General features: G+C 47.5%; 25 protein-coding genes. 11 read left to right on the top strand and 14 right to left on the bottom strand.

Annotation, left to right across the window (positions count from 1 at the left end; all coding sequences use genetic code 11):
- Nucleotides 1–6 precede the first annotated feature (6 nt).
- Together BMX05_RS08280 and BMX05_RS08275 are read left to right on the top strand one after the other, a co-directional pair.
- A complete protein-coding gene (locus BMX05_RS08280) occupies nt 7–582 on the top strand; it encodes a DUF2889 domain-containing protein (RefSeq protein WP_093310066.1) in 576 nt (191 codons plus the stop codon).
- Nucleotides 534–1,142: a DUF2939 domain-containing protein gene (locus tag BMX05_RS08275; RefSeq protein ID WP_218139016.1), complete on the top strand. Its 609-nt coding sequence runs from the start codon at nt 534–536 to the stop codon at nt 1,140–1,142. Before BMX05_RS08280 ends, BMX05_RS08275 begins: the two co-directional genes overlap by 49 nt.
- 60 nt (nt 1,143–1,202) lie before the next feature.
- Here the strand turns inward: BMX05_RS08275 and BMX05_RS08270 are convergent, their stop codons facing one another.
- The 3 genes from BMX05_RS08270 to paaN form a co-directional block, all read right to left on the bottom strand.
- Nucleotides 1,203–1,988 (bottom strand): enoyl-CoA hydratase, encoded by a 786-nt coding sequence (locus tag BMX05_RS08270; protein ID WP_093310060.1) that lies wholly within the window; start codon nt 1,986–1,988, stop codon nt 1,203–1,205.
- A 9-nt stretch (nt 1,989–1,997) separates the two neighbouring features.
- The gene (gene paaY, locus BMX05_RS08265) at nt 1,998–2,597 is read right to left on the bottom strand and encodes a phenylacetic acid degradation protein PaaY (RefSeq protein ID WP_093310056.1); all 600 of its coding nucleotides are present in this window, start codon (nt 2,595–2,597) and stop codon (nt 1,998–2,000) included.
- Nucleotides 2,598–2,689: 92 nt separating this feature from the next.
- Complete coding sequence (gene paaN, locus BMX05_RS08260) at nt 2,690–4,360, bottom strand: phenylacetic acid degradation protein PaaN (protein ID WP_093310052.1); 1,671 nt, start codon at nt 4,358–4,360, stop codon at nt 2,690–2,692.
- Nucleotides 4,361–4,822: 462 nt separating this feature from the next.
- Here paaN and paaF point away from each other — a divergent pair, with 462 nt between their 5' ends.
- From paaF to paaK, 6 genes are all read left to right on the top strand, one after another.
- Nucleotides 4,823–5,596 (top strand): 2,3-dehydroadipyl-CoA hydratase PaaF, encoded by a 774-nt coding sequence (gene paaF / locus BMX05_RS08255; protein ID WP_093310396.1) that lies wholly within the window; start codon nt 4,823–4,825, stop codon nt 5,594–5,596.
- Between the two features lie 4 nt (nt 5,597–5,600).
- Nucleotides 5,601–6,392, top strand: a complete 792-nt coding sequence (gene paaG, locus BMX05_RS08250; RefSeq protein ID WP_093310048.1) for a 2-(1,2-epoxy-1,2-dihydrophenyl)acetyl-CoA isomerase PaaG — start codon at nt 5,601–5,603, stop codon at nt 6,390–6,392.
- 15 nt (nt 6,393–6,407) lie between these two features.
- Nucleotides 6,408–7,994: a 3-hydroxyacyl-CoA dehydrogenase PaaH gene (gene paaH, locus BMX05_RS08245; RefSeq protein ID WP_093310046.1), complete on the top strand. Its 1,587-nt coding sequence runs from the start codon at nt 6,408–6,410 to the stop codon at nt 7,992–7,994.
- Nucleotides 7,987–8,439 carry a hydroxyphenylacetyl-CoA thioesterase PaaI gene (gene paaI, locus BMX05_RS08240; RefSeq protein WP_093310043.1) on the top strand — a complete coding sequence of 151 codons (453 nt, stop codon included), beginning with the start codon at nt 7,987–7,989 and terminating at the stop codon, nt 8,437–8,439. The genes paaH and paaI overlap by 8 nt, the downstream gene beginning before the upstream one ends.
- The gene (gene pcaF, locus BMX05_RS08235) at nt 8,436–9,641 is read left to right on the top strand and encodes a 3-oxoadipyl-CoA thiolase (protein WP_093310040.1); all 1,206 of its coding nucleotides are present in this window, start codon (nt 8,436–8,438) and stop codon (nt 9,639–9,641) included. The genes paaI and pcaF overlap by 4 nt, the downstream gene beginning before the upstream one ends.
- Before the next feature lie 142 nt (nt 9,642–9,783).
- A complete protein-coding gene (gene paaK / locus BMX05_RS08230; protein WP_093310038.1) occupies nt 9,784–11,097 on the top strand; it encodes a phenylacetate--CoA ligase PaaK in 1,314 nt (437 codons plus the stop codon).
- Nucleotides 11,098–11,135: 38 nt separating this feature from the next.
- Here the strand turns inward: paaK and BMX05_RS08225 are convergent, their stop codons facing one another.
- The 8 genes from BMX05_RS08225 to BMX05_RS08190 form a co-directional block, all read right to left on the bottom strand.
- Entirely contained in the window at nt 11,136–14,186 is a 3,051-nt protein-coding gene (locus tag BMX05_RS08225) for a ligand-binding sensor domain-containing diguanylate cyclase (RefSeq protein WP_093310034.1), read from the bottom strand.
- 234 nt (nt 14,187–14,420) lie between these two features.
- Complete coding sequence (locus BMX05_RS08220; RefSeq protein ID WP_093310031.1) at nt 14,421–15,515, bottom strand: ProQ/FINO family protein; 1,095 nt, start codon at nt 15,513–15,515, stop codon at nt 14,421–14,423.
- A gap of 6 nt (nt 15,516–15,521) precedes the next feature.
- The gene (locus BMX05_RS08215) at nt 15,522–16,052 is read right to left on the bottom strand and encodes a dihydrofolate reductase (RefSeq protein ID WP_093310029.1); all 531 of its coding nucleotides are present in this window, start codon (nt 16,050–16,052) and stop codon (nt 15,522–15,524) included.
- Between the two features lie 33 nt (nt 16,053–16,085).
- Nucleotides 16,086–16,919 carry a thymidylate synthase gene (locus BMX05_RS08210; protein ID WP_093310025.1) on the bottom strand — a complete coding sequence of 278 codons (834 nt, stop codon included), beginning with the start codon at nt 16,917–16,919 and terminating at the stop codon, nt 16,086–16,088.
- A 40-nt stretch (nt 16,920–16,959) separates the two neighbouring features.
- A complete protein-coding gene (lgt, locus tag BMX05_RS08205) occupies nt 16,960–17,757 on the bottom strand; it encodes a prolipoprotein diacylglyceryl transferase (RefSeq protein WP_093310022.1) in 798 nt (265 codons plus the stop codon).
- Between the two features lie 3 nt (nt 17,758–17,760).
- Nucleotides 17,761–18,279, bottom strand: coding sequence for a DUF3087 family protein (locus BMX05_RS08200; RefSeq protein ID WP_093310019.1), 519 nt, complete (start codon nt 18,277–18,279; stop codon nt 17,761–17,763).
- Between the two features lie 145 nt (nt 18,280–18,424).
- The gene (locus BMX05_RS08195; RefSeq protein WP_093310015.1) at nt 18,425–19,459 is read right to left on the bottom strand and encodes a 3-deoxy-7-phosphoheptulonate synthase; all 1,035 of its coding nucleotides are present in this window, start codon (nt 19,457–19,459) and stop codon (nt 18,425–18,427) included.
- Between the two features lie 262 nt (nt 19,460–19,721).
- Entirely contained in the window at nt 19,722–20,132 is a 411-nt protein-coding gene (locus tag BMX05_RS08190; RefSeq protein WP_093310013.1) for a CBS domain-containing protein, read from the bottom strand.
- A 129-nt stretch (nt 20,133–20,261) separates the two neighbouring features.
- On the opposite strand from BMX05_RS08190, the gene BMX05_RS08185 reads away from it, so the two are divergent.
- The 3 genes from BMX05_RS08185 to BMX05_RS08175 all read left to right on the top strand — a co-directional run bounded on the left by BMX05_RS08185 (nt 20,262) and on the right by BMX05_RS08175 (nt 22,704).
- Nucleotides 20,262–21,323: a CaiB/BaiF CoA transferase family protein gene (locus BMX05_RS08185; RefSeq protein WP_093310009.1), complete on the top strand. Its 1,062-nt coding sequence runs from the start codon at nt 20,262–20,264 to the stop codon at nt 21,321–21,323.
- Entirely contained in the window at nt 21,320–21,574 is a 255-nt protein-coding gene (locus tag BMX05_RS08180; protein ID WP_093310007.1) for a hypothetical protein, read from the top strand. Before BMX05_RS08185 ends, BMX05_RS08180 begins: the two co-directional genes overlap by 4 nt.
- Before the next feature lie 239 nt (nt 21,575–21,813).
- A complete protein-coding gene (locus BMX05_RS08175) occupies nt 21,814–22,704 on the top strand; it encodes a carboxylate/amino acid/amine transporter (RefSeq protein WP_093310005.1) in 891 nt (296 codons plus the stop codon).
- On the opposite strand, the gene amt is transcribed toward BMX05_RS08175, so the two are convergent.
- The 3 genes from amt to BMX05_RS08160 all read right to left on the bottom strand — a co-directional run bounded on the left by amt (nt 22,672) and on the right by BMX05_RS08160 (nt 26,127).
- Nucleotides 22,672–24,864, bottom strand: a complete 2,193-nt coding sequence (gene amt, locus BMX05_RS08170; RefSeq protein ID WP_093310001.1) for an ammonium transporter — start codon at nt 24,862–24,864, stop codon at nt 22,672–22,674. The two genes, BMX05_RS08175 and amt, sit on opposite strands and share 33 nt — an antisense overlap.
- Before the next feature lie 383 nt (nt 24,865–25,247).
- On the bottom strand, nt 25,248–25,718 hold the full coding sequence (locus BMX05_RS08165) for an EVE domain-containing protein (protein WP_093309998.1): 471 nt from the start codon (nt 25,716–25,718) through the stop codon (nt 25,248–25,250).
- 13 nt (nt 25,719–25,731) lie between these two features.
- Nucleotides 25,732–26,127: a hypothetical protein gene (locus BMX05_RS08160; RefSeq protein WP_093309996.1), complete on the bottom strand. Its 396-nt coding sequence runs from the start codon at nt 26,125–26,127 to the stop codon at nt 25,732–25,734.
- Between the last annotated feature and the right edge of the window lie 114 nt (nt 26,128–26,241).

Here is a 26,241-nt window from a genome sequence, read left to right as displayed (position 1 = left end):
AATCAAATGACAAATACCCTACCTCCAGCAACCGCTGAACGTCGCTTATTACATACACGTACAGTGACTTGCCGCGGTTATCAGCGTGCCGATGGTCTTTGGGATATTGAAGGCCATATGACAGATATTAAAACTTATGCTGTGGATAATGACGACAGAAATGGGCAAATCCCCGCTGGAGAACCCATCCATGCAATGTGGCTCAGGCTCACCCTAGATTTAGATCTGAATATTGTCGATGCTGCCGCCAGTACAGAATATGCTCCTTTTAATCACTGCCATAGTATTAGCACAGCGTATAAAGCCTTAATTGGCTTACAAATTGGTCCGGGTTGGAATCGTGCGGTCAAAGATCGTCTAGGTGGTGTGAAAGGCTGCACCCATCTTACAGAACTCCTGGGCCCTATGGCGACTTCAGCCTATCAAACCATGTATGAAGCTTTGCGAGATCATCACCAAAGGCAAGGACATACACCTTTTATCCTGGATACCTGTCATAGCTTAAGCCGGACTTCCCCTGTGGTAGCACGTGTATGGCCAGAGCATTATCAAGCACCCGAAGCTTTGCCAACAGAAAATTGATCAAAATCATTCCAGTAACCGCACCAAGGGTAGATATGAAAAAAATCATCGTGAGCCTAGCCATGCTAGTCGCCTTATTTATTGGTTATCTTGCAGCTGGCCCCTATATCACTGTTGCCGCAATTAAAACAGGGATAGCAGAAAATGATGCTGAAAAAATGTCGGAAAATATCGAATTTCCCACCTTGCGTCAGAACATCAAAGAACAACTCAATGCTTCCATGATGAAAAAATCAGGCGTCGCCATGCAAGACAATCCTTTTGCCGCTCTGGCTGTGGGATTAGCTGCTCAAGTCGTTGATGGCATGGTAGATTCTTTTGTAACACCCAGTGGACTTGCCGCCATCATGGAAGGCAAACAGCCTGTTAAAGATGCGCCGTCTCGTGATCAGACACCGCCCCCTGAAAAAGACGATTTGTTCAAAAATGCACGTTTTTCCTATGACTCAAGCAGTCAATTCTCCGTATGGGTCCCGAATGAGCAGGGCAAGGAAACAAGATTTATCCTTGAACGTCGTGGCCTTTCTTGGAAGCTAGTCAATCTTATATTACCTAAGTAGGAAAAAGGTGAACTTGCAAGGTTGGGCAAGTACAGCACCCAACCTGTTTTTCTACCCAGATTAACGATGTTTAAACTCAGGTCGGCGTTTTTCTACAAAAGCACGCATCCCTTCTTTTTGATCTTCTAGGGCGAAACTACTAGCAAATAAGCGGCGCTCTAGCTTTAAACCATCGGCTAAAGATGATTCAAAGGCTTGGTTGACCGCTTCTTTAATCATCAAAGTCACAGGGCGCGATTGCGCAGCAATTTTCGTGGCGACCTTCAGTGCTTCTGCTTCCAAATCTGCCAGTGGTACAATCCGACTCACTAAACCTGCGCGCTCAGCTTCTTGCGCATCCATCATGCGCCCTGTCAGACACATTTCCATAGCTTTAGCCTTGCCGACTGCACGGGTTAAACGTTGTGTACCGCCTGCGCCGGGTAAAGTACCTATATTGACTTCAGGCTGGCCAAACTTGGCATTTTCTGCTGCCAAAATAAAATCACAGGCCATCGCAAGCTCGCAACCACCCCCTAACGCAAAACCGGCAACCGCGGCAATAATAGGTTTACGGCCTTGCTGCAAAGCTTGCCAGCCATCGCCTGCAAGATGCGGAAAATCGCTTAGGAACAAATCCACAAAAGCCTTATCTTGCATATCCTTAATATCCGCACCTGCGGCAAAGGCTTTCTCACTCCCAAGCAATAATAAAGCACCGATCTGATCCTCCTGATTAAAGGCGCGAATCGCATGGCCAAGTTCAGCAACCAAAGCCACAGATAAAGCATTGAGCACTTCCGGACGATTCAGACGCAAGATACCGACAGCACCTTGGCGTTCGACACAAATCAATTGGTATTGCATACGTTGAACCTATGGGTTGGTTTGGTATTTGGGTTTGACTTCACCGGCGTTAACTCTTGGGCGTTGTGCTTCCACTTGGGTTAAGGGGACACATTCTTGCAAACTATCGTGGCAACGGGTCACTAGACGCTGATATTCTTGGGTTCCAGCCACTTTCCAAGCAATTTCTTGCTCACTGAGTTGACGCTTCACCTCGGCTGGCGCACCGACGACTAAGGATCGAGGCGCACACTCAAAACCTGCTTTCACAAAGGCGGTGGCCGCGACAATAGAGGCTTCACCAATCACGGCCCCATCCATAATGACCGCATTCATGCCAATTAAGGCATTACGACCCACACGACAACCATGCAAAACCGCGCCATGACCAATATGGCCATCTTCCTCAACCACAGTATCTGTCCCTGGAAAGCCATGCATCACGCAAGTATCTTGGATATTGGCACCTTTTTCTAAAATCAAGCGTCCGAAATCGCCACGCAAGCACGCATTGGGACCCACATAAACCCCAGGCCCAACAATGACATCACCAATTAATACAGCCGTTGGATGTACATAGGCACTGGGATCGACAACCGGCGTGACCCCTTCTAAACGATAACAAGGCATTTTAAGATCTCCTTGGATATTCTGGTTATGAATACATAAAAAAGGTGAAGTTAGTTGATAACTTCACCTCTGTCCTTTGTTAACTGAATCTCTTAAGCGTGACGACGGCTTTGCACAATCACAAAACGACGTGCCACAAAAGCCGTATCTGTTAAAGAGGCATTCGCCGCTGGGTTACCCCCAGTCGCGTGAAAGTCGCTAAACGCAGCCGATTGGTTCACAAATACACCACCATCTAGGTTACAAGAAAGCGCTACTTTTACATCGATTGCCAGCGCTTCTGCAGCCTCTAAAACCTGCGCATCTGTGGAATAGACGCCTAAAGTAATGGCGCCTTTTTCGTTAATCACTTCACGGGCTAAATTCAGGCTATGTTCTGTACTGTCGGTGGCAATGATAAAGGCAATCGGGCCAAAGCGTTCTTCGCTATAAGTCGCCTTATCTTGCGCATCGACCTTTAAAATCAAGGGGGTACGCACACGCGCATTCGCAAACTCTGGATGTTGGCGGCTTTCGCTCGCGAGTACCACCTCACCTAAAGCCGTGCATTGCTCAATACGTTCCGCGGTAGCACATGATTGCACTGCTCCCAAAACAGCACACGCACGGTCATTATCTGCAAGGAATTTACTCGTTGCCGTGGCAAGCGCTTGTGCCACCTCATCAAAGGAAAGCGAACCTTCCGCGGTTTTAATCCCAGTGCGTGGCACATAGATCGCTTGGGTGGTCGTACACATTTGCCCTGAATATAAACTCAAAGTAAAGGCAAGGTTGCGCGCCACAGCTTTCATGTCTTGCACGCTATCAATCACAATACTATTGACGCCGGCTTTTTCAGTGAAGACTTGGGCTTGACGTGCGTTTTCTTCTAGCCAATCCCCAAAAGCCGTAGAACCGGTAAAGTCAATCAACTTGACAGCAGGATCTAAAGCGAGCGTTTTGGTTATCGGCGCTTGACTGGAATCCGCCGCCATAGAGACCAAGGCAGGATCAAAACCCGCTTCTTCTAACACTTGTTGAGCAATCTTCACCGAAATCGCCACAGGCAAGACCGCACCTGGATGAGGTTTCACAATCACAGGGTTACCTGTGACTAAGCTGGCAAAAAGCCCTGGATAAGTATTCCAAGTGGGGAAGGTGGAACAAGCAATCACTAAACTAATCCCACGCGGTACAATATGGAAACGCTTGTGCATGACTAGAGGCGGGTTTTTCCCTTGTGGCTTGGTCCAAGTCGCATTTTCAGGGACTTTTTTCATTTCTGCATAGGCATAAGCGACCGCTTCCAAACCACGATCTTGTGCATGAGGGCCACCCGCTTGGAAAGCCATCATAAAGGCTTGTCCTGTGGTGTGCATCACCGCATGGGCAATTTCAAAGCTGCGTTGATTTAAACGCTGCAAAATCTCCATACACACCCCAGCACGTGCATCCACACCTGCATCCCGCCATGCAGGTAAAGCCGCTTGCATCCGCGCAATCAAGGCTTGCGGATCAGGTTGTGGGTAACGGATATTGAGCTCGATACCATAGGGAGAAGCTTCCTCGCCTACGTCTGCAACCTCTGGTACACCAGCAAGTTCAAAACGGGCGTTTAAATAACTTTCGAAAGCCGCCTTGCCTTCTGCTTCTGCATTTTCTCCATAGATCCGCTTACTGGGCATCTCTGAATAGGGCGTCCAATAATCACGTGTTTGAATCGCCTCTAAAGCTTGCTGCAATGTGGCTTGGTGGGTTGCAAATAGCGCTTGCGCATCACTCATAGGAAGATCTCTCCTGCTGGGTACATTTTATTGATTTTGTTATCACTTGTTGGCTAACTGATCGTCAAACATCACCAGAGCAACAAGGTAGGACACCTTGGCAAAGGTAAACATAGCTAAAGACAATATCAAATTTTTTGTAACACTTTAAATTAACTCAACTGCACCTGCATGCATTGAAACTTTGATTTTCACTATAAACCCGACAGTCAATCTTTGCTAGCTATCTAGGTCATACAAATAATTTTTTTGCTTTTGCCTATGCGGCTTTTTGCCACATGCGATACATAAAGTCTTTTCTTATGTATTGATCTGTATCCCTTTTTAGATATACTGATTTAGCGCAATTTTTGCTATGCGCTTCACACGCATTGAAAGATTTGCACTCAAGCTAAGCCAATGGGCTTGGCCCACAAGAATAACAAAGTGATGCTAGAGGCTAATTTAGCCTGTGGGGAGTCTATGCCAAATTACCTTCTGCTTGATGGCCCAGAGGCTGGCGTGCTCACGCTAACCTTGCACCGGCCAGAGGCTCTTAATGCCCTCAATACCGCTTTACTAGGCGAACTCGCGGATATTCTCGATCAAAGTGCGCAAGATGACCGTATTGCTGCTGTGGTGATCACAGGCAGCCAACGCGCTTTTGCTGCCGGCGCAGATATCAAGGAAATGGCAACCTTGGATGCTGTGGGTGTCCTGCAAGATCCACGTGTTGGTTACTGGAAGCGCATCAGTCAATTTCCTAAACCTATCATTGCCGCAGTCAATGGATTTGCCCTTGGTGGTGGCTGCGAGCTCGCCATGCATGCGGATATTCTGATTGCCGGCCACCAAGCCCAATTTGGGCAACCAGAAATTAACCTCGGCATCATTCCAGGAGCTGGTGGTACGCAACGTTTACTTAGAGCTGTCGGTAAAAGTACTGCGATGCAGATGGTCCTCACTGGAGAGCCCATCAGTGCGCAACGTGCGTATGAAGCCGGCTTAATTTCTGAAATCACCCAAGCTGAGCTCACCTTAGAACGTGCGCAAAGCATCGCGCGGACCATCGCCCGCAAAGCGCCTTTAGCCGTACAACAAGCGAAAGACGTCCTCCTCAAAGCCTTGGATATGGATTTAGCCACTGGCCTGCAATACGAGCGCAAAGCCTTTACCTTATTGGCAGCCACCCAAGACCGCAATGAAGGCATTCAAGCCTTTATGGAAAAACGCCAACCCCTTTATAAAGGATGCTAGTGCTATGACTTATACCTGTATTGAATACACAGTTAACGCGGGTGTGGCTGTCCTGACGCTGAACCGTCCGGCCAATCTCAACAGCTTTAATGCCGACATGCACGCCGAAGTCAAAGATGCCCTAAAAGCCGCACGCAAAGATTCCCAAGTGCGTTGTCTCGTGATCACAGGTGCAGGCCGTGGTTTTTGCGCAGGGCAGGACTTATCCGATCGTAATGTCGCACCAGATGCACAAGCACCGGATTTAGGGGCTTCGATTGAGAAAAACTACAACCCCTTAATGCGTATGCTACGTGATCTGCCGATGCCTGTGATCTGCGCGGTCAATGGCGTGGCGGCAGGGGCAGGGGCCAACATTGCCCTTGCTTGCGACCTTGTATATGCCGCACGCTCAGCCAGTTTTATTCAAGCCTTCTGCAAAATTGGCTTAATTCCTGATTCTGGTGGTACTTGGACTTTACCACGTTTGGTTGGTCAAGCCCGTGCCACCGCGTTAGCCATGTTAGGCGATAAAATCAGCGCCGAACAAGCCCAACAATGGGGCATGATTTGGCAGGTGGTCGAGGATGACGCCCTGATGGATACCGTGCTTGAGAAAGCCCGCTTCTTGGCAACCCAACCCACCCAAGGACTGGCGCTAATTAAACGTGCCCTCAATGCCAGTGCGACCAATACGTTCGATCAGCAATTGGATTTAGAACGTGATTTGCAGCGTTTAGCAGGACGCACCCAAGATTATCGCGAAGGGGTGGCCGCTTTTATGGAAAAACGCCAGCCAGAATTTAGCGGCCGCTAAGACAAGGAGCACATAATGCATAAAATTCCCACGGAATTATTAGACGCCCAAGGCGCACTCACACCAGAGGCCGTCATTGGTGTGGTTGGTGCAGGCGCTATGGGGGCGGGGATTACCCAAGTCGCTGCGGCGTATGGGCATCAGGTGTTACTGTATGATGCCGCCGAAGGCGCTGCCCAACAAGGTATCGACAAAACCGCGCAAGGATTGAGCAAACTCGTTGCCAAAGGCAAGCTCAGCCAAGCCGATGCCGATCAACTTTGTGGACGTATACAAGCGGTCAACACCTTAGCAGATTTTGCGCCAGTCGATTTGGTGATTGAAGCTATCGTAGAAAACCTAGAGATTAAACAAAAAGTCTTTGCCGAGCTTGAAAGTCTTTGCCGTCCACATACTTTACTGACTTCAAATACCTCTTCGATTTCGATTACCTCAATTGCTGCTCCTTTAGCCCAGCCACAACGTTTTGCCGGACTGCACTTTTTTAACCCAGCCCCCATTATGAAACTGGTGGAAGTGATTTCTGGTTTAGCAACCGCACCTGAGGTTGCCCAATGCTTGTACGCCACCGCCAAAGCTTGGGGCAAACAAAGCGTCTATGCTAGCTCCACCCCAGGTTTTATTGTGAATCGGGTCGCACGCCCTTTTTACGCGGAAAGCTTACGCCTATTAGAGGAAGGGGCTGCCTCTGTGGCAACCCTTGATGCACTGATGCGTGATGCCGGTGGGTTTCGCATGGGACCTTTCGAATTGATGGATCTGATTGGGCATGATGTGAATTATGCGGTGACCAGCTCCGTTTTCAGTGCCTACTATCAAGATCCGCGCTTTAAACCCTCGTTAATTCAAAAAGCTTTAGTGGAAGGTGGACGTCTAGGGCGCAAAAGCGGTCAAGGTTTTTATGCTTACACAGAAACCGCCGGCGCCCTTGTACATGCACAGGCGAAGCAAGCTGTGAACTATGCCACTGCAGCACCGGCTCCCAGCGAGATTTTGCTTGAGGGCAATTTAGGACCTGCACAGGCTTTGATTACACGTAGCCAAGCCGCTGGTATTCCAATGCATCAACGCGCTAACGCAGGACGTACGCAAGATGGTCTTTTACGTATTGGTGATGCCTGTGTGGCTCTGACCGATGGACGTATGGCCAGTGAACGCGCCGTCGTAGAAGGCATCAGTCAATTGGTGGTATTGGATTTAGCCTTGGATTATGCCAAGACCACGCACTTAGCCATTGCTGCGGCGGATTCCACCTCAGAAACGGCTGTAACCCAAGTCGTGGGTTGGTTACAAGCCTTGGGAATTCAAGTGTCCGTGATGGAAGACACGCCGGCCCTTGTGGTGATGCGGACGCTCGCCATGTTAGCCAATGAGGCTGCAGATGCTGTCTTACAAGGGGTTTGTAACCCACAAGATGCCGACATCGCCATGCAAAATGGGGTGAATTATCCCCGTGGTCCTCTCGCTTGGGCCCAGGAGGTCGGGTTAGCACGTATTTATCAAGTCTTAGCCCATCTGCAAGCCAGTTATGCAGAAGATAGATACCGCCCAGCCCTATTACTACGTCGTAAAGCTTATAGCGGAGGCGTATTCTATGAATAAGGTCCCTCAAGATCCACAAGCCTTAGCCCAAGCTTGTGCACAAGCCATGTTCGCGCGCGATCAGGCGAGCCAAACCCTAGGGATGCAGATCGTAAAAATTGCCCCTGGGTTTGCACGTTTGCAAATGTCTGTCAGCGACACCATGATTCAAGGCCATCAAAGTTGCCACGGCGGCTATATCTTTGCCTTGGCAGATTCAACCTTTGCCTTTGCTTGCAATACTTACAATGTGGTCACTGTTGCCTCTGGATGCAGTATTGAGTATATCGCACCGGCCAAACTTGGCGATGTGCTCACAGCCACGGCAGAGGAAAAAGCCCGTAAAGGACGCACAGGCACTTATGATGTGCGTATTGAAAACCAAAACGGGCAACTGATCGCCCTTTTCCGTGGTAAATCCTACAGTGTGCGCGGAACTTTATTAGCAGAGGAGACCCCCGCATGAAAGATGCCCTCATTATTGATGCCATTCGTACCCCCATTGGTCGTTATGCTGGGGCTTTAGCAAGTGTCCGTGCAGATGATTTGGGCGCAGTCCCTCTAAAAGCCTTAATGGAACGCCACCCCAACTTAGATTGGACCCAAGTCGATGATGTGATTTATGGCTGTGCCAACCAAGCAGGAGAAGATAACCGCAATGTCGCGCGTATGTCCTCTTTATTGGCAGGCTTACCTGTGACTTTACCGGGCACCACCATTAACCGCTTATGTGGTTCAGGAATGGATGCTGTTGGCTTAGCTGCACGTTCTATCAAAGCCGGCGAAACCCGTTTAATGCTGGCAGGCGGCGTAGAATCCATGTCGCGGGCGCCGTTTGTGATGGGCAAAGCAGAAAGTGCCTTTACACGCAATGCGGAAATTTACGATACCACCATTGGCTGGCGCTTTATTAACCGCTTGATGAAGCAGGCCTTTGGCGTGGATTCAATGCCAGAAACCGCGGAAAACGTTGCCGAAGATTTCAATATCTCCCGTGCGGATCAAGATGCCTTTGCTTTACGTAGCCAACAAAGAACCGCAACTGCGCAAGCCAATGGCAAGCTTGCCCAAGAAATCATTCCTGTGGTCATTCCGCAGCGTAAAGGCGAACCCAAGATCATCAGCCAAGATGAGCACCCACGCGCAGAAACGACTTTAGAGATTCTTGCCAAACTGCCAACGCCTTTCCGGGCCGGTGGTAGTGTCACTGCAGGTAATGCCTCAGGCGTCAATGACGGTGCTTGTGCCCTCTTACTTGCGAACCCAGAAGCTGCTCAACAATTCGGTCTCAGGGCACGCGCGCGCGTTTTAGGCATGGCCACCGCGGGGGTTGAGCCAAGGATTATGGGCTTTGGTCCTGCACCTGCAGCACGTAAGGTTTTGGCACAAACCGGCCTCAGCATTGAGCAAATGGATGTGATTGAGCTTAACGAAGCCTTTGCTGCGCAAGCGCTAGCTGTGATGCGGGATTTGGGGCTGGCTGACGATGCGGCCCACGTCAATCCCAATGGTGGTGCCATTGCTTTAGGGCATCCTTTGGGCATGAGTGGCGCGCGTTTGATCACTACCGCCTTGCATGAGCTAGAACGTACCGGCGGGCGCTACGCTTTGTGCATGATGTGTATTGGTGTGGGTCAAGGGATTGCGACTGTCATCGAACGTTTATAAACCACTTGCTAGCAAGCATCCAAGGTACAGCCACACAAAAGAGATTAAAAATGGGCGGCCTTGGTGATGCATCTTAAGAGTGCGCTGCACGCGCCTCCCTAAGATACGGCTAATAACAATAAAAGATTTTGGGAGATATTTTATGAGTAGCTTGATTCATCCTTTATCCAAGCTTGATGCGATCGAAACCGCTAGCCTTGATCAATTACGCGCATTGCAACTAGAACGTATGCGCTGGAGCCTAGCTCATGCCTATCATAATGTGCCTTTTTACCGTAAAACCTTTAATGATATGGGCATTCATCCCTATGACTTGCGCAGCTTAGAGGATTTAGCGAAATTTCCCTTTACAGTCAAAAATGATCTGCGTGATAACTACCCTTTCGGTATGTTTGCTGTGCCTATGCGCGATATCGTGCGGGTCCATGCCTCCAGTGGTACCACAGGGAAACCCACGGTTGTTGGCTATACTCAAACGGATATTGATCACTGGGCGCATGTGGTCGCTCGCTCGATTCGTGCGGCTGGTGGGCATCCGGGAGATATAGTACATATTGCCTATGGCTATGGTCTTTTTACCGGCGGTCTCGGGGCACATTATGGTGCTGAGCGTCTTGGTTGTACTGTGATTCCTATGTCGGGAGGACAAACCGAGAAACAAGTGCAACTGATCCGTGACTTTAATCCGGATATCATTATGGTCACGCCCTCTTATATGCTCAATATTGCAGATGAGATGGACCGCCAAGGCATTGATCCACGTTCGATCAATTTACGTATTGGGATTTTTGGTGCCGAACCTTGGACAGGGACCATGCGCCAAGAATTAGAACAACGCCTTGGCATTGATGCGATGGATATTTATGGGCTTTCTGAAGTTATGGGCCCTGGCGTCGGCATGGAATGTGTCGAAACCAAAGATGGTCCCACCATTTGGGAAGATCATTTCTATCCAGAAATTATTGATCCAAATACAGGAGAAGTTTTGCCCGACGGTGAGTATGGCGAGCTGGTGTTCACTTCTTTAACGAAGGAAGCCTTCCCTATTATTCGCTATCGTACCCGTGATTTAACACGCTTGTTACCTGGTACTGCGCGGCCCATGCGGCGTATTGATAAAATCACCGGCCGTAGTGATGATATGTTAATCATTCGTGGCGTGAACGTCTTCCCTACGCAAATCGAAGAAATCATTTTAAAAATGGCGCCGCTTTCTCCACATTATGAAATTCAAGTCGACCGCGACGGTCACCTCGATACCATGTTGGTGCGTGTGGAGCTTAAGCCTGATGCAACGCATTTAGAAACCGACAATCAACAAGCAATCGGCAAGGAATTACAACACCACATCAAATCCTTTATTGGGATTAGCACCCAAGTCGAGGTCAAAGCACCCGGCAGTTTAGCGCGCTCGGAAGGCAAGGCAAAACGCGTGACCGACTTGCGTCCTAAATAAGACTTTTACCCTTTGCTGGCTCCTCATCAAAGTAGGAGTCAGCACGATGTGTCTGCCTCAGTGTTGCTCATTTCAGGTTGCCAAATCACTACCTGATTACGTCCTTGGGCTTTTGCCTGATATAAAGCTTGGTCCGCATGGTTGAGCATTTTGTTGTAATCTAAAGCGCCTTCGCGTGAGGCTAAACCAAAACTCGCTGTCATCTGTAAGCCTTCTGCCAAAGCACTATAATTTTGGCCTTCTATTAATTTACGCAAGTGTTCGCACTCTGCATAAGCGGTTTCTAACGAGCGTTCTGGCAAAATCAGCGTAAATTCTTCCCCGCCCCAACGCGCGACTTTGCAATCTGTCGGCAAGTGCGTATTCAAAATTTTTGCTAGGGCACAAATCGCTTGATCTCCCACCAAATGTGACCAAGTATCATTAATTCGCTTAAAATGATCTATATCCAAAATCGCCAAACATAAGGGGCGATTTGCTTGCTGCGCATGATAAAACGTCTTAGCTAACCAAGCATCGAGCGCACGTCGATTCGCTAAGCCAGTTAACTGATCCTCATTGGCCTGACGTGCCAAGACACTGGCTTGCTGCTGTAATTCGTAGGTTTTTTGATCTACCAAGGCTGAAAGATGTTGTTCGTTACGCTTTAAATGCCAAGTACGCCAACGCATCAAACCAAGCACAAGCGCTAAACTTGCACCGGCCATTAAGGCTTTAAATTCCATACGTTCCCATACCAGCGGCTGGATAGAAAACACTAAATGTGTGCTAGGGCCATCCCATTGACCATAAGGATAACGTGCTTGCACTTCAAAGCGATAATCTCCCGGTGGCAAATTGGTATATTCAACAAGGGCTTGATGATCACGGACAATCCAATCAGAACTAAAACCCAGCAAGCGCGTACGATATTCAATACGATGCGGCATCACATAGCCCAAACCGGCATAAGTAATGGCTAGCCTTTGTATTCCTGCAGGTAATTTGATTTTTTGTGTTGGTACAAGAGGATAAGTATGTCCATCTATTTGCAAGTTTTCTAATACGACAGGTGGATAATACAAGCCTGCTTCTTGTAAATCTTGCGGCTGCACTTTAACCGCCCCGCGAGCACTGGCAATCCAGACACGTCCTTGATGATCGACAGTCGCTGCGGGGTTTGAGCCACCGTTTGCTTGTGCACTCAGCATACCGTCGCTTTCGCCATAATGTTCAAACTGAATACGTGAACTTAAGCCATCGGCAATCGCATGGGCCTCTTGTTGTTGAATACGCAAAACCCCCCGATTGCTCGTCAGCCAGAATCCACCTTGGCTATCTGCCACCACTTGGAATAATTTATCCACTGGCAAACCATGACGGCGAGCAACCAAAGCCAGATGACTATCCGAATAACGATAACGGATCAAACCTCTGTCGGTTGTCATCCACATAAAGCCTGGCTGTTGATAAAAACCAAACGCATATTCAGCTTGATCTAAGGGCGTTAAGTTAAGATGTGTTAGCTCGCCAGGCAAGCCTTGCTGTAAGTGTGCTGGGGTTTCTTGGTGTGCTTGTGGCGTTAAATAACTGACGCCCTCCCCTGTACCTATCCAGATACGGCCTTGTTCATCTTCTGCCAACCCAATAATAAAATCTGCCGGCAAGCCTTGTGCCTGCGTATAGGTGTATACTTGTTGACGCTGTGGATACCAAAGGTTCAAGCCAGACGCTGTACCTATCCAAATTCGGCCTTGACTGTCTTCTAAAATCGCGCGGACTTCATTACTACTTAGACCTGTTTGTCGATTTAATACAGGTTCTAAGTGTTCACCGACAACTTTTAGCAAGCCTTGTGTGTAGGTGCCAACCCAAAGATACTGCTGAGGTGATACCGCTAAACTCAGTACGGATAAAGGCGTCTGCTGATGACTTTCAGTGGCAAGCGCTAACGTCGTTAACGCACCTTGCGCACTATACCGATTTAATCCTGTGCTACTGCCAATCCAGACGCTTTGATCTTGTGGATGACTGAGCAGGGTGCGCACATAGTAACCGGCTAGGCCATGCCGAGGGGTCCAAGAGACAAAAGGCGCTGCCCGCAAGCGAAATAAACCACCATTGGTACCAATCCAAATACTGCCTTCTTGGTCTTCGAGTAGGGACAAAATGCGGTTATTCGGCAAACCTGCGGATGCATCTAACTTTTCTAAGACTTGCCAATCAGGACTACCTAATCGATAGAGACCGTGATTTAAAGTCCCCAGCCAAAGATGCTGATGTGAGTCTAGCATTAAAGCAGTGACGGCTTCTTGTGCCAGTTGTGGATGTACTAACTTAAGCGCTAAAGTATGTAAATCGAGCTGCCACAAGCCTTGCTCATGCCCGATCAAAAGTTGATTTTTTGTTTTTAATAACTGCAGGGTGAAAACTCGTCCTGGTGGCAAACCAAGGCGCAGACTCATCGCTTGGCTTTGCCGATTTACCGGATCAATCTGATACAAGCCCTCATCGGTGGCAGCCCATAAATCGCCTGCTTGATCTTGCACGAGATAATAAGCGCTTAGATCCTTGAGCACGGCCTGATCTTGCGCATTCGTATGCAAGCTAGCCGCTGGTCTTTGATACACCCCCATTCCTTCGATAGCAAACCATAAATCACCTTCATCGGCCCATAAAAGATGATTAATCATACCTGCTGCTTGTGGATAAGGATGCCATTGATCTTGATACCAAGAGCTCATACCACCACGCGATCCTGCGACCCATAGACGACCTTCATCATCTGTAACAAGAGCACGCAAGCCGGAATCAGGTAAGTGGGTTTCTTGTCCTCGGGTATAAATACGAAATGCGTGACCGTTATAACGTGCCGCACCTTCCCAAGTGGCAAACCACAGATACCCTTCTGGCGTCTGTGCCATGCTATTAATGCTGTTATGCGGGAGACCATCACGAGTTGACCAAGTTTCAGCGAAATAATCACGTAAGGGAATTTTTTGCGGATCGGTTGCTTGAGTACTAGCGACCGCCGTCAAACCAGCGCTGAAACTCAGCAAAATCAAGCTTAAATAGCACTGCAAGTGAGTAAGCAGACTGGTTGGACGCATACACAAATTCCGAAAAATAAATTTGCAAAACTGACACCATCAAGGCCGCTTTTCCAGTGTCTTTATCCCTAATGACCAGCGGGCTTGCTCCTCCTTATTCAGTGCCATGCACTTTCAGCCCCCGTGATTTTTTAACAAGCTAGCGAGCCTGACAGCCATTGCCTTTTGGCAACTCGTTTAAAGTCGCCACTACCACATCAATTTAGACTGTGATAGTGACGTCCTCGGTTTGGCTTACTTGCGGTTATTTTTTTCTAATAACCATTGTAATTTTTGCTGCATCCGTGCTTGTGGATCTTGCACATCTTGTAACTGAGGCTCGGCGTTGGCCTCAGCCACTTGTGTTACTTTTGTTTGTGGTTGAGATGCTGCTGTTTTTTTCACAGGTACCTTTTTAGCCTTAAAGCGACGCGGATGACTTTTAGGCTTTTCGTGCTTGACATCACCTGTCGTTTCTTGCTGTGCTTTACGCGCGGCTTGACGCTCTAAGTACTTTTGTTTGCGCTGTGCCAGCTTTTGCTGTGCATATTCCACCTCATCGGCTTGGATGCTTTCTTGCGTAGGCTGTCCTTGGCTATCAATACGCACTGCGCCTAGCTCAAAGGTACGCAAATAAGTATTTAAGTTAACATAAATACTTAAAACGCGTCTGGCTTGGCGATCACTGAGACCTTCTAACTGGGCAAACTCTTTGTGAATCCCTTTTTTTAAAGGTTTGGGTTCGCGTGGGTTAAAAATCTGCGGATATTTTTGATACCAGTGTTGCAATATTTCATGCGGACTAGGCGCCGGCGCGTCTGCTGCCTGAGCCGTATCAGTATCTTCTAAAGGTGCCTTATCCTCTAAAGGCTGAGTATCTAGGGCCTGTTCACTCATAACGATCTTGGTTTGCTCTACTAAGTCAGATGCGGATACCGCAGGGGTGGAAAAAGGGATCGGCGAAGCGGGCGTATGCAACTGAGCCGACCCTGGCTGAAGTTTGGCAACACGAATTAATTTCAACAAAGCGGCTGCAGAATGGGATAAGGGTAGCTGAGTCGCCGCCAGCACGCCTTGTCGAAATTCCTGCAGCGCCTGCACTGTCGCTTGATGGGTTTGCAAGCTATTTTGATGCAGGGTTAAAAGCTGCTGATACTGAACTTGCAGCTGTGTATATTCTTGGTTTTGTTGGTGAACTAGGGTTTCTAGCGCGTGCACACGTTGACGCAGTTGTTGCAATTGTTCAAGACTGGTTTGTGTCTTGTGCTGCAACTCTTGCCATAAAGCCTCTACACTGGCTTGCCGTGCCAAAACGCTTTGGCCCAATGGCCAAAATTTAAACCCTTTCATGCTTGGTTACTCGCTCGCTTGCGTCACCGCTTCCAGTACACAAAAACGGTATCCAGGCAAGGGATCTTGCGGTGGACGCTTGATCTCACTGATCATTTGCCATTGTTGTGAATCAAATTGCGGGAAATACGCATCTCCACCGGTCACTTCGACCTCGACTTGCGTCAAATAGAGACGTTGTGCCGCAGCAAGCGTTTGTGCATAAATTTGTGCGCCACCTATCACCATAATCTCCTCTGTGCCATCAATATGTGCAATATGTTGCGCCATACGTAAGGCTTCTTGTGGGCTAGATGCCACTTTGACACCCTCAGCTTTAAAATGCGGGTTTGCTGTGACCACAAGATTACAGCGTCCAGGCAAAGGACGCCCTATCGATTCGAAGGTTTTGCGTCCCATAATAATAGGTTTACCCAAGGTAATCCGCTTAAAATATTGCAAATCCTCAGGCAAATACCAAGGAAGGCGATTATCAACCCCAATCACACCTGCGCGGTCACAGGCAGCAATTAAGGCAATTCTGGCTGGCGTTGTCATACAGTAAGCTACTTTTTTCTCAAGACACCACGCCTAAACAGCAATGGGCGCAGCAATGTGTGGATGAGGATCATAACCTAGGATAGCAAAGTCCTCGAAACGGTAATCATAGAGACTTTCAGGTCGACGTAATATCTTTAATTCAGGTAGAGGTTTCGGGGTACGCGTCAATTGCTTTTGTACTTGCGCATCATGGTTTAAGTATAAATGCGAATCCCCAGTCGTTAGGATAATTTCGTGCGCGATTAGATCCGTTTGTTGGGCCAACATATGGGTTAATAGAGCAAGGCTGGCAATATTGTAAGGCAGACCTAAGAAAGTATCTGAGCTGCGCAGGTAAAGCTGGGCACTGAGATGACCTTCAGCCACATAAAATTGATACAACAAATGACAAGGTGGTAATGCCATTTTGCCGCGTTTGACATTCTCTTGCGGGGAAAGACCTTCATCTGGTAAATCTGCAGGGTTCCACCCATGGAATAAAATACGACGGCTCTCTGGATTATGTTTGAGGGCATGCACGACTGCATCAATTTGATTGAGATGCTCGCCGTCAGCGGTGGGCCATGCGGTCCATTGCTTGCCATAAATCGGCCCAAGATCCCCAGTTTCCGTCGCCCATTCGTTCCAAATATTAACGCCTTGGGCTTGCAGTGTTTTCACATTTGTATCACCACTTAAAAACCACAAAAGCTCACAGACAATGCTTTTAAAGTGCAATTTTTTAGTGGTCAGCAAAGGAAAACCGGTGCGCAAGTCATGGCGGATTTGCCGCCCGAAGACAGAACGTGTACCTACGCCGGTGCGATCGGATTTCACCAGGCCTTGGGTATAAATATCTTGCATTAAATCTAGGTAGGTTTGCATGGTCTTAGCATCTGTACTTTATGTGGAAGATAGGCGCTGTTTAACGACGATAAGCTTGCTGTAACAACCAAGCGCCAACTAGAAACATCGGCAAGGTGAGTATTTGCCCCATACTCAACCCCATCATTAACAAGCCTAAATGCGCATCGGGTTGACGTGCAAATTCTGCAACAAAGCGCGCACTGGCATAACCAAGGAGAAAGACCCCAGAAACCGCCCCTGCAGGCCGAGGATGGCTTTGATACCAATGTAAAAGTACAAACAACCCGAGACCTTCTAAAGTCGCTTGATACAATTGGGATGGATGACGTGCTAACGCATCCACATGTGGAAACACCATACCCCAAGGTAAATCCGTTGGTCGCCCCCACAATTCACCGCCGATAAAGTTACCAATACGCCCTGCTCCCAGACCAATAGGCACTAAAGGTGCGATAAAATCACTTAAGCGCCAAAAAGGGTGTTGCAACCCAGAATGTTGTGCAGCAGATAGCGTATAACGGCGTACGAAGAGCAATAACGCTAGTAAGACTCCGAGTAAACCACCATGAAAAGACATGCCGCCTTCCCAGACCTTAAAAATCCACAAAGGCTCTGCAAGTACACGGTCAAAATGGTAAAAGAGCGCATAACCAAAACGTCCACCTAAAACCACACCCAAAGCGGCGTAGAAAATTAAATCTTGGATTTGCTCCCCTGTTAATCCTAAAGCGGCACGGCGCCGATGTGCTAACGCCCACACAGCGGCAAAACTTACGACATACATAAGCCCATACCAGTGGATACTTAAGGGGCCTAGTTGCAAAGCAATAGGATCAATCTCTGGATACACCCACATACACTAGCCTGCTTCCAAGTCGGTTAGCCATTGAGGATCAAAGGTATCCAAGTGACTATAATCTAAACCCAAACTTTCTAATTGTTCTTTGAGCGCTTGTATATCGGCTAAGAGTTCCACTTGGTGATGCGGATTATCTTCTAAATGATAAATCTGCTTTAACCCTTGATAATAAAAATATAAACACTGTAGCGCCCTTGGCTGATTGGCTTGCGCAGCGGCTTTGATTTGCGGCATCCGGTTGCTGATTTGATTGAGGGTCTTTTTTAGTGCCCATGCGTACTGGATTTCTGCCATATAAGGATGTTTGCGGTTGAGGCTGACAAGCAAACTGGTCAATCCCAGTCCTAAAAGCACACCTGTTAGGTTAAGATAGAAATTCCCACCTTGAGAACTCCCCCAAAAGTACACCAAACTGCTAGAAAACAGCATACCTAAAAACGCAAAGACCAGCGCAAACAGCCAAGCAAGACGGCGGGAGCGTTGCCGATACACTTGTGCATCTAGGGATTGAAGTTGCATAGCCGAAGATATCCTGCACAGTCAAAATAAAGGGCGCATCATACCATTTTTAAATCTAAAAGTACCCAAAACGCCCCTGGTTCACTAGGGGCGTAAATTGGCCAAAAACACCAAGTATCAACAAGCCATTGAAAACCTATGTGGATTAGGCACAAACCGACTGGAAATGCCGCGCTTGCTCAAGCTCACGTTGAATTTGCAAAATCAGATGCTGCGTACTGGCCCAGTCTAAACAAGGGTCCGTGATGGATTGTCCATACACGCAAGCACTCGCCTGTTGTCCACCAACGAGAAAGCTTTCTAACATCAAGCCAACGACAGGTAATTGTGCACTTAAGGTACTGGCAAGCACATCCAAGGCAATCTCTGGCTGTAAATCGGCGCGCTTGCCACTGTTGGCATGGTTGCAATCAACTAACATAGGCACCTGGCGCCCTGTGAGACTCTGACTCAAATGGGTATAGGCTTGCAGGTGTTGATGCGAATAATTTGGCCCTTGATGACCACCACGCAGTACCAAGTGTGTATCCAAATTACCTGCGGTTTGCTCACGGACCAACTGGCCTTGGGCATTGATCGTCAACCTATGGTGGGCGCGTGCAGCCGCTTGCATCCCTTGAATCGCAATTTGAATTTGTCCATCTGTGGTGTTTTTAAAACCCACCGGATAAGGCAAGGCACTGGCAATTTCTCTATGAGTTTGCGATTCACTGGTGCGTGCACCAATCGCTCCCCAACTCACTAAATCAGCCATATAAGGCACGACCAAAGGGCTTAAAACCTCAGTCGCTACCGCAAGGCCTAAACGCGCACAAGCACGCATAAGTTGGCGGCTCAGGTAAAGACCTTGCTGAAGATCGTCACTTTCATCTAAATGGGGATCATAAGCCAAGCCTTTCCAACCCAAGTGCGTGCGGGGTTTTTCAATATAAACACGCATCACTAATTTAAGCTGGGAGGCGCATTGTGCTTGCAAATCCGCTAAGGCATGGGCGTATTCTAAACTGGCGTCCACATCATGCACGGAACAGGGGCCGACAATCAGCAACCAGCGTTTATCTTCTTGATGTAAAATACGGCGGATTTGTGCTCTATGGGCTTGAATACTGGCACTTAAGGAGGCATCAACTGGCAGTTGACGAATAAGATCTGCAGGCGAGATGACCGCTTGGGTTAACATAAAAAACGACTCTATCACGAGGCGTTGACATCTTTAATGAGAAATCACCGACGTCGAACGCGAACACAAAGTAAAGGCACACTGGCCGCCAATCTACAAGTATTTAGGGTAAATAAATGACTAAATCGCCACTGGATAGGCCAAGCATAATAAGTTGCATAAGGCATGAGATTTCCCTCTTTGCGTCAAATAGGTTGTGTCAAATAATAAGTAGAGACCAACAAAAGCAGATGCCCGCTAGACACCTGCTATACACATCAGCTTAACAATTTTGGCGATTTGCTAACAGGGCATTTAAGATATCACGCCGCGTGATAATTCCCACCAGCTTTTTACCTTCAACGACAGGATAGACTTTCGGTTTATCACCACTCATCATTTCTGCTACTTCAATAATACTATCACTGGGTTTCACTGAAACAACCTGGGTTTGCATAACCGTGCCTATCTTGGCTGCACTATCACAGTGATAAGAGCTTTGTAATAACTGACGTAACAGATCATGCTCAGAAACAAACCCAATCAATTCACCCTGCGCATTGGTGACAGGCGCACCAGGCAAACGATGCTCACGTAAGGCTTTGGCTGCTTGCGCAATATCTTGGGTTTCTAGAATATGGTAAGTGTCATGTGACATATAATCCGTCACTTGAATTTTGTGAAGTGCTTGCATAGGCCCAACTCCTTTTTTGTCATCATTTTATGAGCGTAGATAAAGATAAGCAGTGTACTTCACTGAAAGGTTATTGCATTCTGAAATACAAATAAACCAGCCTGATCAAAAAAGAAGGAGATCCTCAAGATGCAAGCATTAGCCCAGTTAAAAATTCTTGATTTTAGCACCCTGTTACCGGGTCCTTACGCTAGCATGTTACTGGCGCACATGGGTGCACAAGTGTTACGTGTGCAAGCACCACGGCCGGATATGGTGAAGTTTTTACCGCCACAAATCCAAGGGCAATCCGCGGCTTTCTGGCAGTTAAATGCTTATAAGCAAGAGATCGCCTTGGATCTCAAACAAGCACAAGATGTAGCAAAGGCCAAAAGCCTTATTCAAGAATACGATATTGTGATTGAGCAGTTTCGCCCTGGGGTGATGCAGCGTTTAGGTTTAGATTACGAGACTCTCGCTGCCTTGAATCCAAGGTTGATTTATTGCAGCATCACAGGATACGGGCAAACTGGCCCCTATCGGGAACGCGCCGGCCATGATATTAATTATTTAGCACTGAGTGGGCTCGCTGATTATTCACGTCGGCAAAATCAAGCACCTGTGCCACAAGGGACCCAAATTGCTGATATTGCCGGTGGCTCTCACCATGCGGTGATGAGTATTTTAGCTGCCGTGATTCAACGCCAGAGTACAGGCCAAGGCCAACATCTTGATATTAGTATGACAGATGCCGCCTTTGCCTTAAATGCGATGACAGGCGCAGCAGCCTTAGCAGGAGGGGAAGCGCCTAGTGCGGAGAACGGCTGGCTCAATGGCGGTACTTTTTACGACTATTACGCCACCTCAGATGGGCGTTATATGGCGGTTGGCAGCCTAGAGCCTGTGTTTTTAGCTAAATTACTAGAAACTTTGGCGATTTCCGCCGATTATTTGCCTTTATTTCAAGACTTTGACCCTAAGAGTCAAACACAAGCGAAAGCCTTACTCACACAAGCCTTTCAACAACAAGATTTTGCGTATTGGTGTGCACGTTTTGCACAAGTTGATGCCTGCGTGGAACCCGTATTAACCTTTACAGAAGCCTGTCAGCATCCACAAATACAGGCGCGTGCTTTAATTGATCAAAGATTAGGCTTTCCACAATTAAGCCCGCCTTTTACTTTACAAGATCAGCCAGAGGCAACTACATGAACTTAAAAACTTTAAATCGTGTGTGTTTTACCATCTGTATTTTATGTATTGTCGCTGGCGTCGTGCTCTCGTTAGCGATTATTTGGGGCGAAATAGAAGATGAAATCGTGTGGAAAACTTGGTTAACTTTGGGGATTTTCTTTTTAGGTGCTGCAGCGACTTTAACTGTAAGCCGCTTATTTGGGGAAATTTTAATGAATGAGTCTAAATCAAAAAATCAAGCAAACTCACCGCAAAAAAGTCCAGAATAACCCACCACCAAGGGGGAAAGATCTCTCTTGGTTCTTGATGCTCATGCTTGCAATAAGCTGAGCATTTCTTGGCTATTGTCAATCTACTGCTGATGTGTTTTGGTAGCCGATTCCGTGAGTTCTTGGTGTTTAAATCAACTCAGCGGTTTCTTGCGTAGGCAAGCGTACTTTTTTTGAGGCGTTTGTTTTGCCTTCCATCATCTAATACAAGATCAAATCAACACAAATCGAGGAATCAGATGCCATACCTTATTGGGGTCACTTTACTATGGGCTTTTTCTTTTAGCCTGATTGGGGTTTATTTGGCAGGTCAAGTCGATGCTTACTTTGCGGTGATGCTTAGAGTTTTATTAGCTGCGCTCATTTTTTTACCCTTTTTACGTTGGCGCACACTCAGCAAACCGCTTATTTATCCTTTAATGGGGATAGGAGCTATACAATTAGGCATCATGTATATCTGCTTTTATCATTCTTTTTTATATTTAAGCGTTGCAGAAGTGTTGCTCTTTACTATTTTTACCCCCTTATATATCACACTAATTTATGATGGTTTAAAAGGGCGCTTCACCCCTTGGTACTTAGTGACGGCTGCGATTGCAGTTTTAGGGGCCTTAGTGATTCGCTATCAGAATATTAGCGAAGGTTTTTTGATTGGTTTTCTTTTAGTGCAAGCCGCTAATCTTTGCTTTGCTATTGGTCAAGTCGCTTATAAATACTTATTAGAAAAGCAAAACAACCCAATTCAGCAAGCGTCTATTTTTGGCTTCTTTTATTTAGGGGCTTTATGTATTGCTGTGCCCGCTTTCTTAATTTGGGGCAATCTGGACAAACTCCCCAGCACCAGTACCCATTGGGGTATTTTGCTTTGGTTGGGTGTGGTCGCTTCTGGGATCGGTTATTTTCTATGGAATAAAGGCGCTTGCTTGGTGGATGCGGGGGCACTAGCCATTATGAATAATGCCCTAGTGCCGGCAGGTCTGCTGGTCAATGTGCTGATTTGGAATAAGGAGGCGGATTTAACCCGCTTATCCTTAGGAGGCGCTTTAATTCTTGGTTCCTTAATCATCAATGAATATTGGGTCAAACCCAGAGTTGAGCTACACAGGGGACACCTGGAAGCGCGCCACTGAATCTGCTAAACGCAATGCCATTGCTTGCAATTCTTGATTGCGCTCCGCCACTTCACGCAGGCGCGCTACATTAGTATGCGCGACCTCACTAATGGCTTGAGTGCTCAAATTCACCTCATGCGCAATTTGGCTTTGTTGCTCTGCAGTCGCCGCCATCTGGGTACTTTGACTGCTAATCGCCTGTACCTGGGTGGCAATTCTTTTAAAAGTCTCGCCAGATTGCTGGACTGCAAGCACGCTGAGATTCGCTTGCTCCAAACTGGCTTGCACTTCTTGGACTGATTGCCCTACTTTTGCACGCAGTGTGTGAATCGTTTGATAAATATGCTGCGTGTTATCACGTGTTTTACGTGATAAGGCACGGACTTCATCTGCCACCACCGCAAACCCGCGTCCGGCTTCTCCCGCACGTGCCGCCTCAATCGCCGCATTTAATGCCAGTAAATTGGTTTGTTCAGACACTTCATCAATCGTACTTAAGATACTAGAAATCGCTTGGGTATCGGTTTCTACTTGTTGCACCACTTGCGTCACTTGCTCAATCTGTGCTGCCAAATTTTGAATATGCACTAGAGTACGTTCTGCTTCTTGCTCACCTGTGTGCGCATCTTGTGCGGCGCTATGCGCTCCTTCTGAGGTCGCTCGAATCGTATGCGCAACTTCGGTAGCCGTTTGGCTCAATTCCGCAATAGCTACGGCAATTTGCGTTGTTTGGACTTCTTGGCTAGCCACCCCCTGATTAAGCGATTCCCCTGCTTGAGCAATCGAAGCAGCATAGTTTTGCATTTTGTTAGAACTGCGCTGAATTTTGCCAATCGCCATTTCATAACTGTCCATAAAGCGATTAAAGACTTGGGCTAAAGGCGCGTATTCACTGCCAATTTCCACACGCACACGACGGGTCAAATTGCCGTCTTGAATAATCGAATGCATGGCATTTTGTAAATCTAATACCGCAGAGCTAGCACCATGCTCACTCACATTGAGACCGCGCTCTTCATCCTCTGGCGGCACACGCAGCCAGTTCATTTGCTTTAACAGCCAAAATAACAAGCAACCTAATCCAAATCCCCAAGCAAATACGCTAGCCACACCAATCAGTTGTACGATAAATTGATCACCTAAAGATTGGTTCACTAACTGGCTGGGATCTGCAAAAAATACCAGAATCAAGGTACCCCAAGCACCACCACACCCATGCGCAGCAACGACATTAATCGGGTCATCAATCTTTAAAACATGCAAGATGACGTGTTCCGCGGCAAAGGTCACCAAGCCTGCAGAAAAACCTATAGCAACTGCCCCAGAAGGCTCAACCACAGCACAGCCTGCGGTAATGGCTACCAAACCGCCCACGACACCATTGAGTAGCTTTTCAACTTGCACTTCACGGCGTTCATGTAAAAGTGCAGAAGTCACAAAGCAAGCCGCACCACCAGCGGCAGCCGCTAATAATGTATTCGCAATAATCGGGGCAATACTGGCATCGCCGGTTAAGGTGCTGCCGCCATTAAAACCAAACCAACCAAACCAAAGAATCAGCACCCCAACCACTGCCAATACTAAAGAATGACCATAAATAGGCTGGGCTTGACCTTGTGCGTTAAATCGATGTAAACGCGGCCCGATAATCCAAGCACCAGCCAAACCAACCCAACCGCCTAAAGAATGCACGACCGTTGAGCCAGCAAAATCTATCATGCCCATTTCTGCCAGCCAGCCTTCAGGGTGCCAAATCCAATGGCCAGAAATAGGATAAATAAAAGTGGTGAGTACAAAAGCAGCTGCCACATATGCCATAAACTTCATACGCTCAGCCACCGCACCAGAGACAATGGTCGCTGCAGTACCCGCAAAAGTCGCTTGGAAGACAAAACTGGCGTATAAGCTGGGATCTTCTGTATGCAAAAAGAATAGATTGCTCCCCCACCAACCACTGCTCGTGTCACCAAACATCAAACCATAGCCAATCGCCCAGAAAGATAAGACAGCGACAATAAAATCAGTGATATTTTTGATAGCGACATTAATCGTATTTTTTGCTTGAGTTAAGCCAGATTCAAGCGCAGTAAAACCGGCTTGCATCAGCATCACCATTGCAGCCGCCACCAGCATCCATACGAGATTTAAATGTTCCTGTACGACAGAGGCTTCCATCATTCATAGGCTCCTACCTAATCGGGGGCAAGCGATCTTCAGCAGACCGACTTCAGCGACCCAAAACACGGGGATTGCAGGCATTTATTCTTGTTATTAGGAAGGCCAGCACAGACAAGAAGGTATAGGCTTCACACTGGAGACAAGAAGTTAACAACCTAGTAAAACTAGCCAAAAGTATGCCTAAAAATCAATCTTTAAGGATTTTCGCCCTAGAAACCGAGTTTTTAAGTGAGATAGGCTCACACATAACTGCAACCTAAATACATGTATTTACGATCTTAGCACCTTGAATCAGAGTAGTATGGTATTCATCTCACATAAGGCCTTACCAAAAATGCACCAAATAAGAGCGCAACAACAAAAGTCTGCGCTTTATCAATGCATTAAACGCCAGTCTGAACCGCCTGCATCAAGTATTGCCAATGTTCTGGTGCCACTGGCTGCACAGAAAGACGCTGCCCTTTGGCAAGTAACGGCATCTTGGCAAGTTGCGCTTGTTGCTTCAGCCAGGGCAGAGGCAAAGGGCGTGCAAAGATTTCAACTAACTCCACCTCTACACACCACCAACGCGGGTTTTCTAGCGTTGATTTAGGATCAAAATATGGGCTTTGCGGATCAAATGCACTTTCATCGCGCACTTGCGTACGACACACACGGACGCTACCAACAATCGCTGGTGGTTTGCAATTAGAATGATAAAAAAAACCCAAATCCCCGACCTGCATTTGATCACGCATCAAATTACGTGCTTGATAATTACGCACCCCATCCCAAGGCTCACGTTGCTGCGGACACTGCGCCAGATCTTGGATTGAAAACTGATCTGGCTCAGATTTAAATAACCAATACGCCATAAATCTCTCTTATTTATTGCAGTTGCTGCGTCGTCAAACTTTTAATGTGTGTTTGGATGCTTTTGATCTGTAATGCATCACTTTCTATCCCTTGATAGTGAATCCGTGTTTGCAAGAATTGATATTGATTGATGGGGGCTTGGGTTGGGTGCCAATAACTTTGAATATAGATATCATCCCCCTGACAAATACGCTGGGATTGAGCACCACACACCCCATAATTATCAGAAAAATCGACCTGATAAAGCTGATCCACTTGTTGGCCATCAAAATAATATAGGCGAGTACTAAAATAACTTTCGCCTGCACCTAAATCACTCCAAGTGATCCAAGCCCCTTGGCGCTGTGCATCTAAAGACACCACATCCACAGGCAGTGCACTTGCAGTAAAACCTTCAATCGGCCACAAGCGGGTAAAATCTGCTGTTCTGACACTCCCCGCCCGCCGCGCTTCGCGCTTTAGGCGAGGGTTCTTGAGTCACCCCGAGAACCTTCCTGTTTCGTCACGCCTTCACTAGACAGT

This window comes from Allopseudospirillum japonicum (genome assembly GCF_900108915.1).
GTDB classification, from domain to species: Bacteria; Pseudomonadota; Gammaproteobacteria; order Pseudomonadales; family Halomonadaceae; genus Pseudospirillum; species Pseudospirillum japonicum.
The sequence above is the reverse complement of the archived record's forward strand: the minus strand, read 5'-3'. Positions and strand labels throughout refer to the sequence as shown.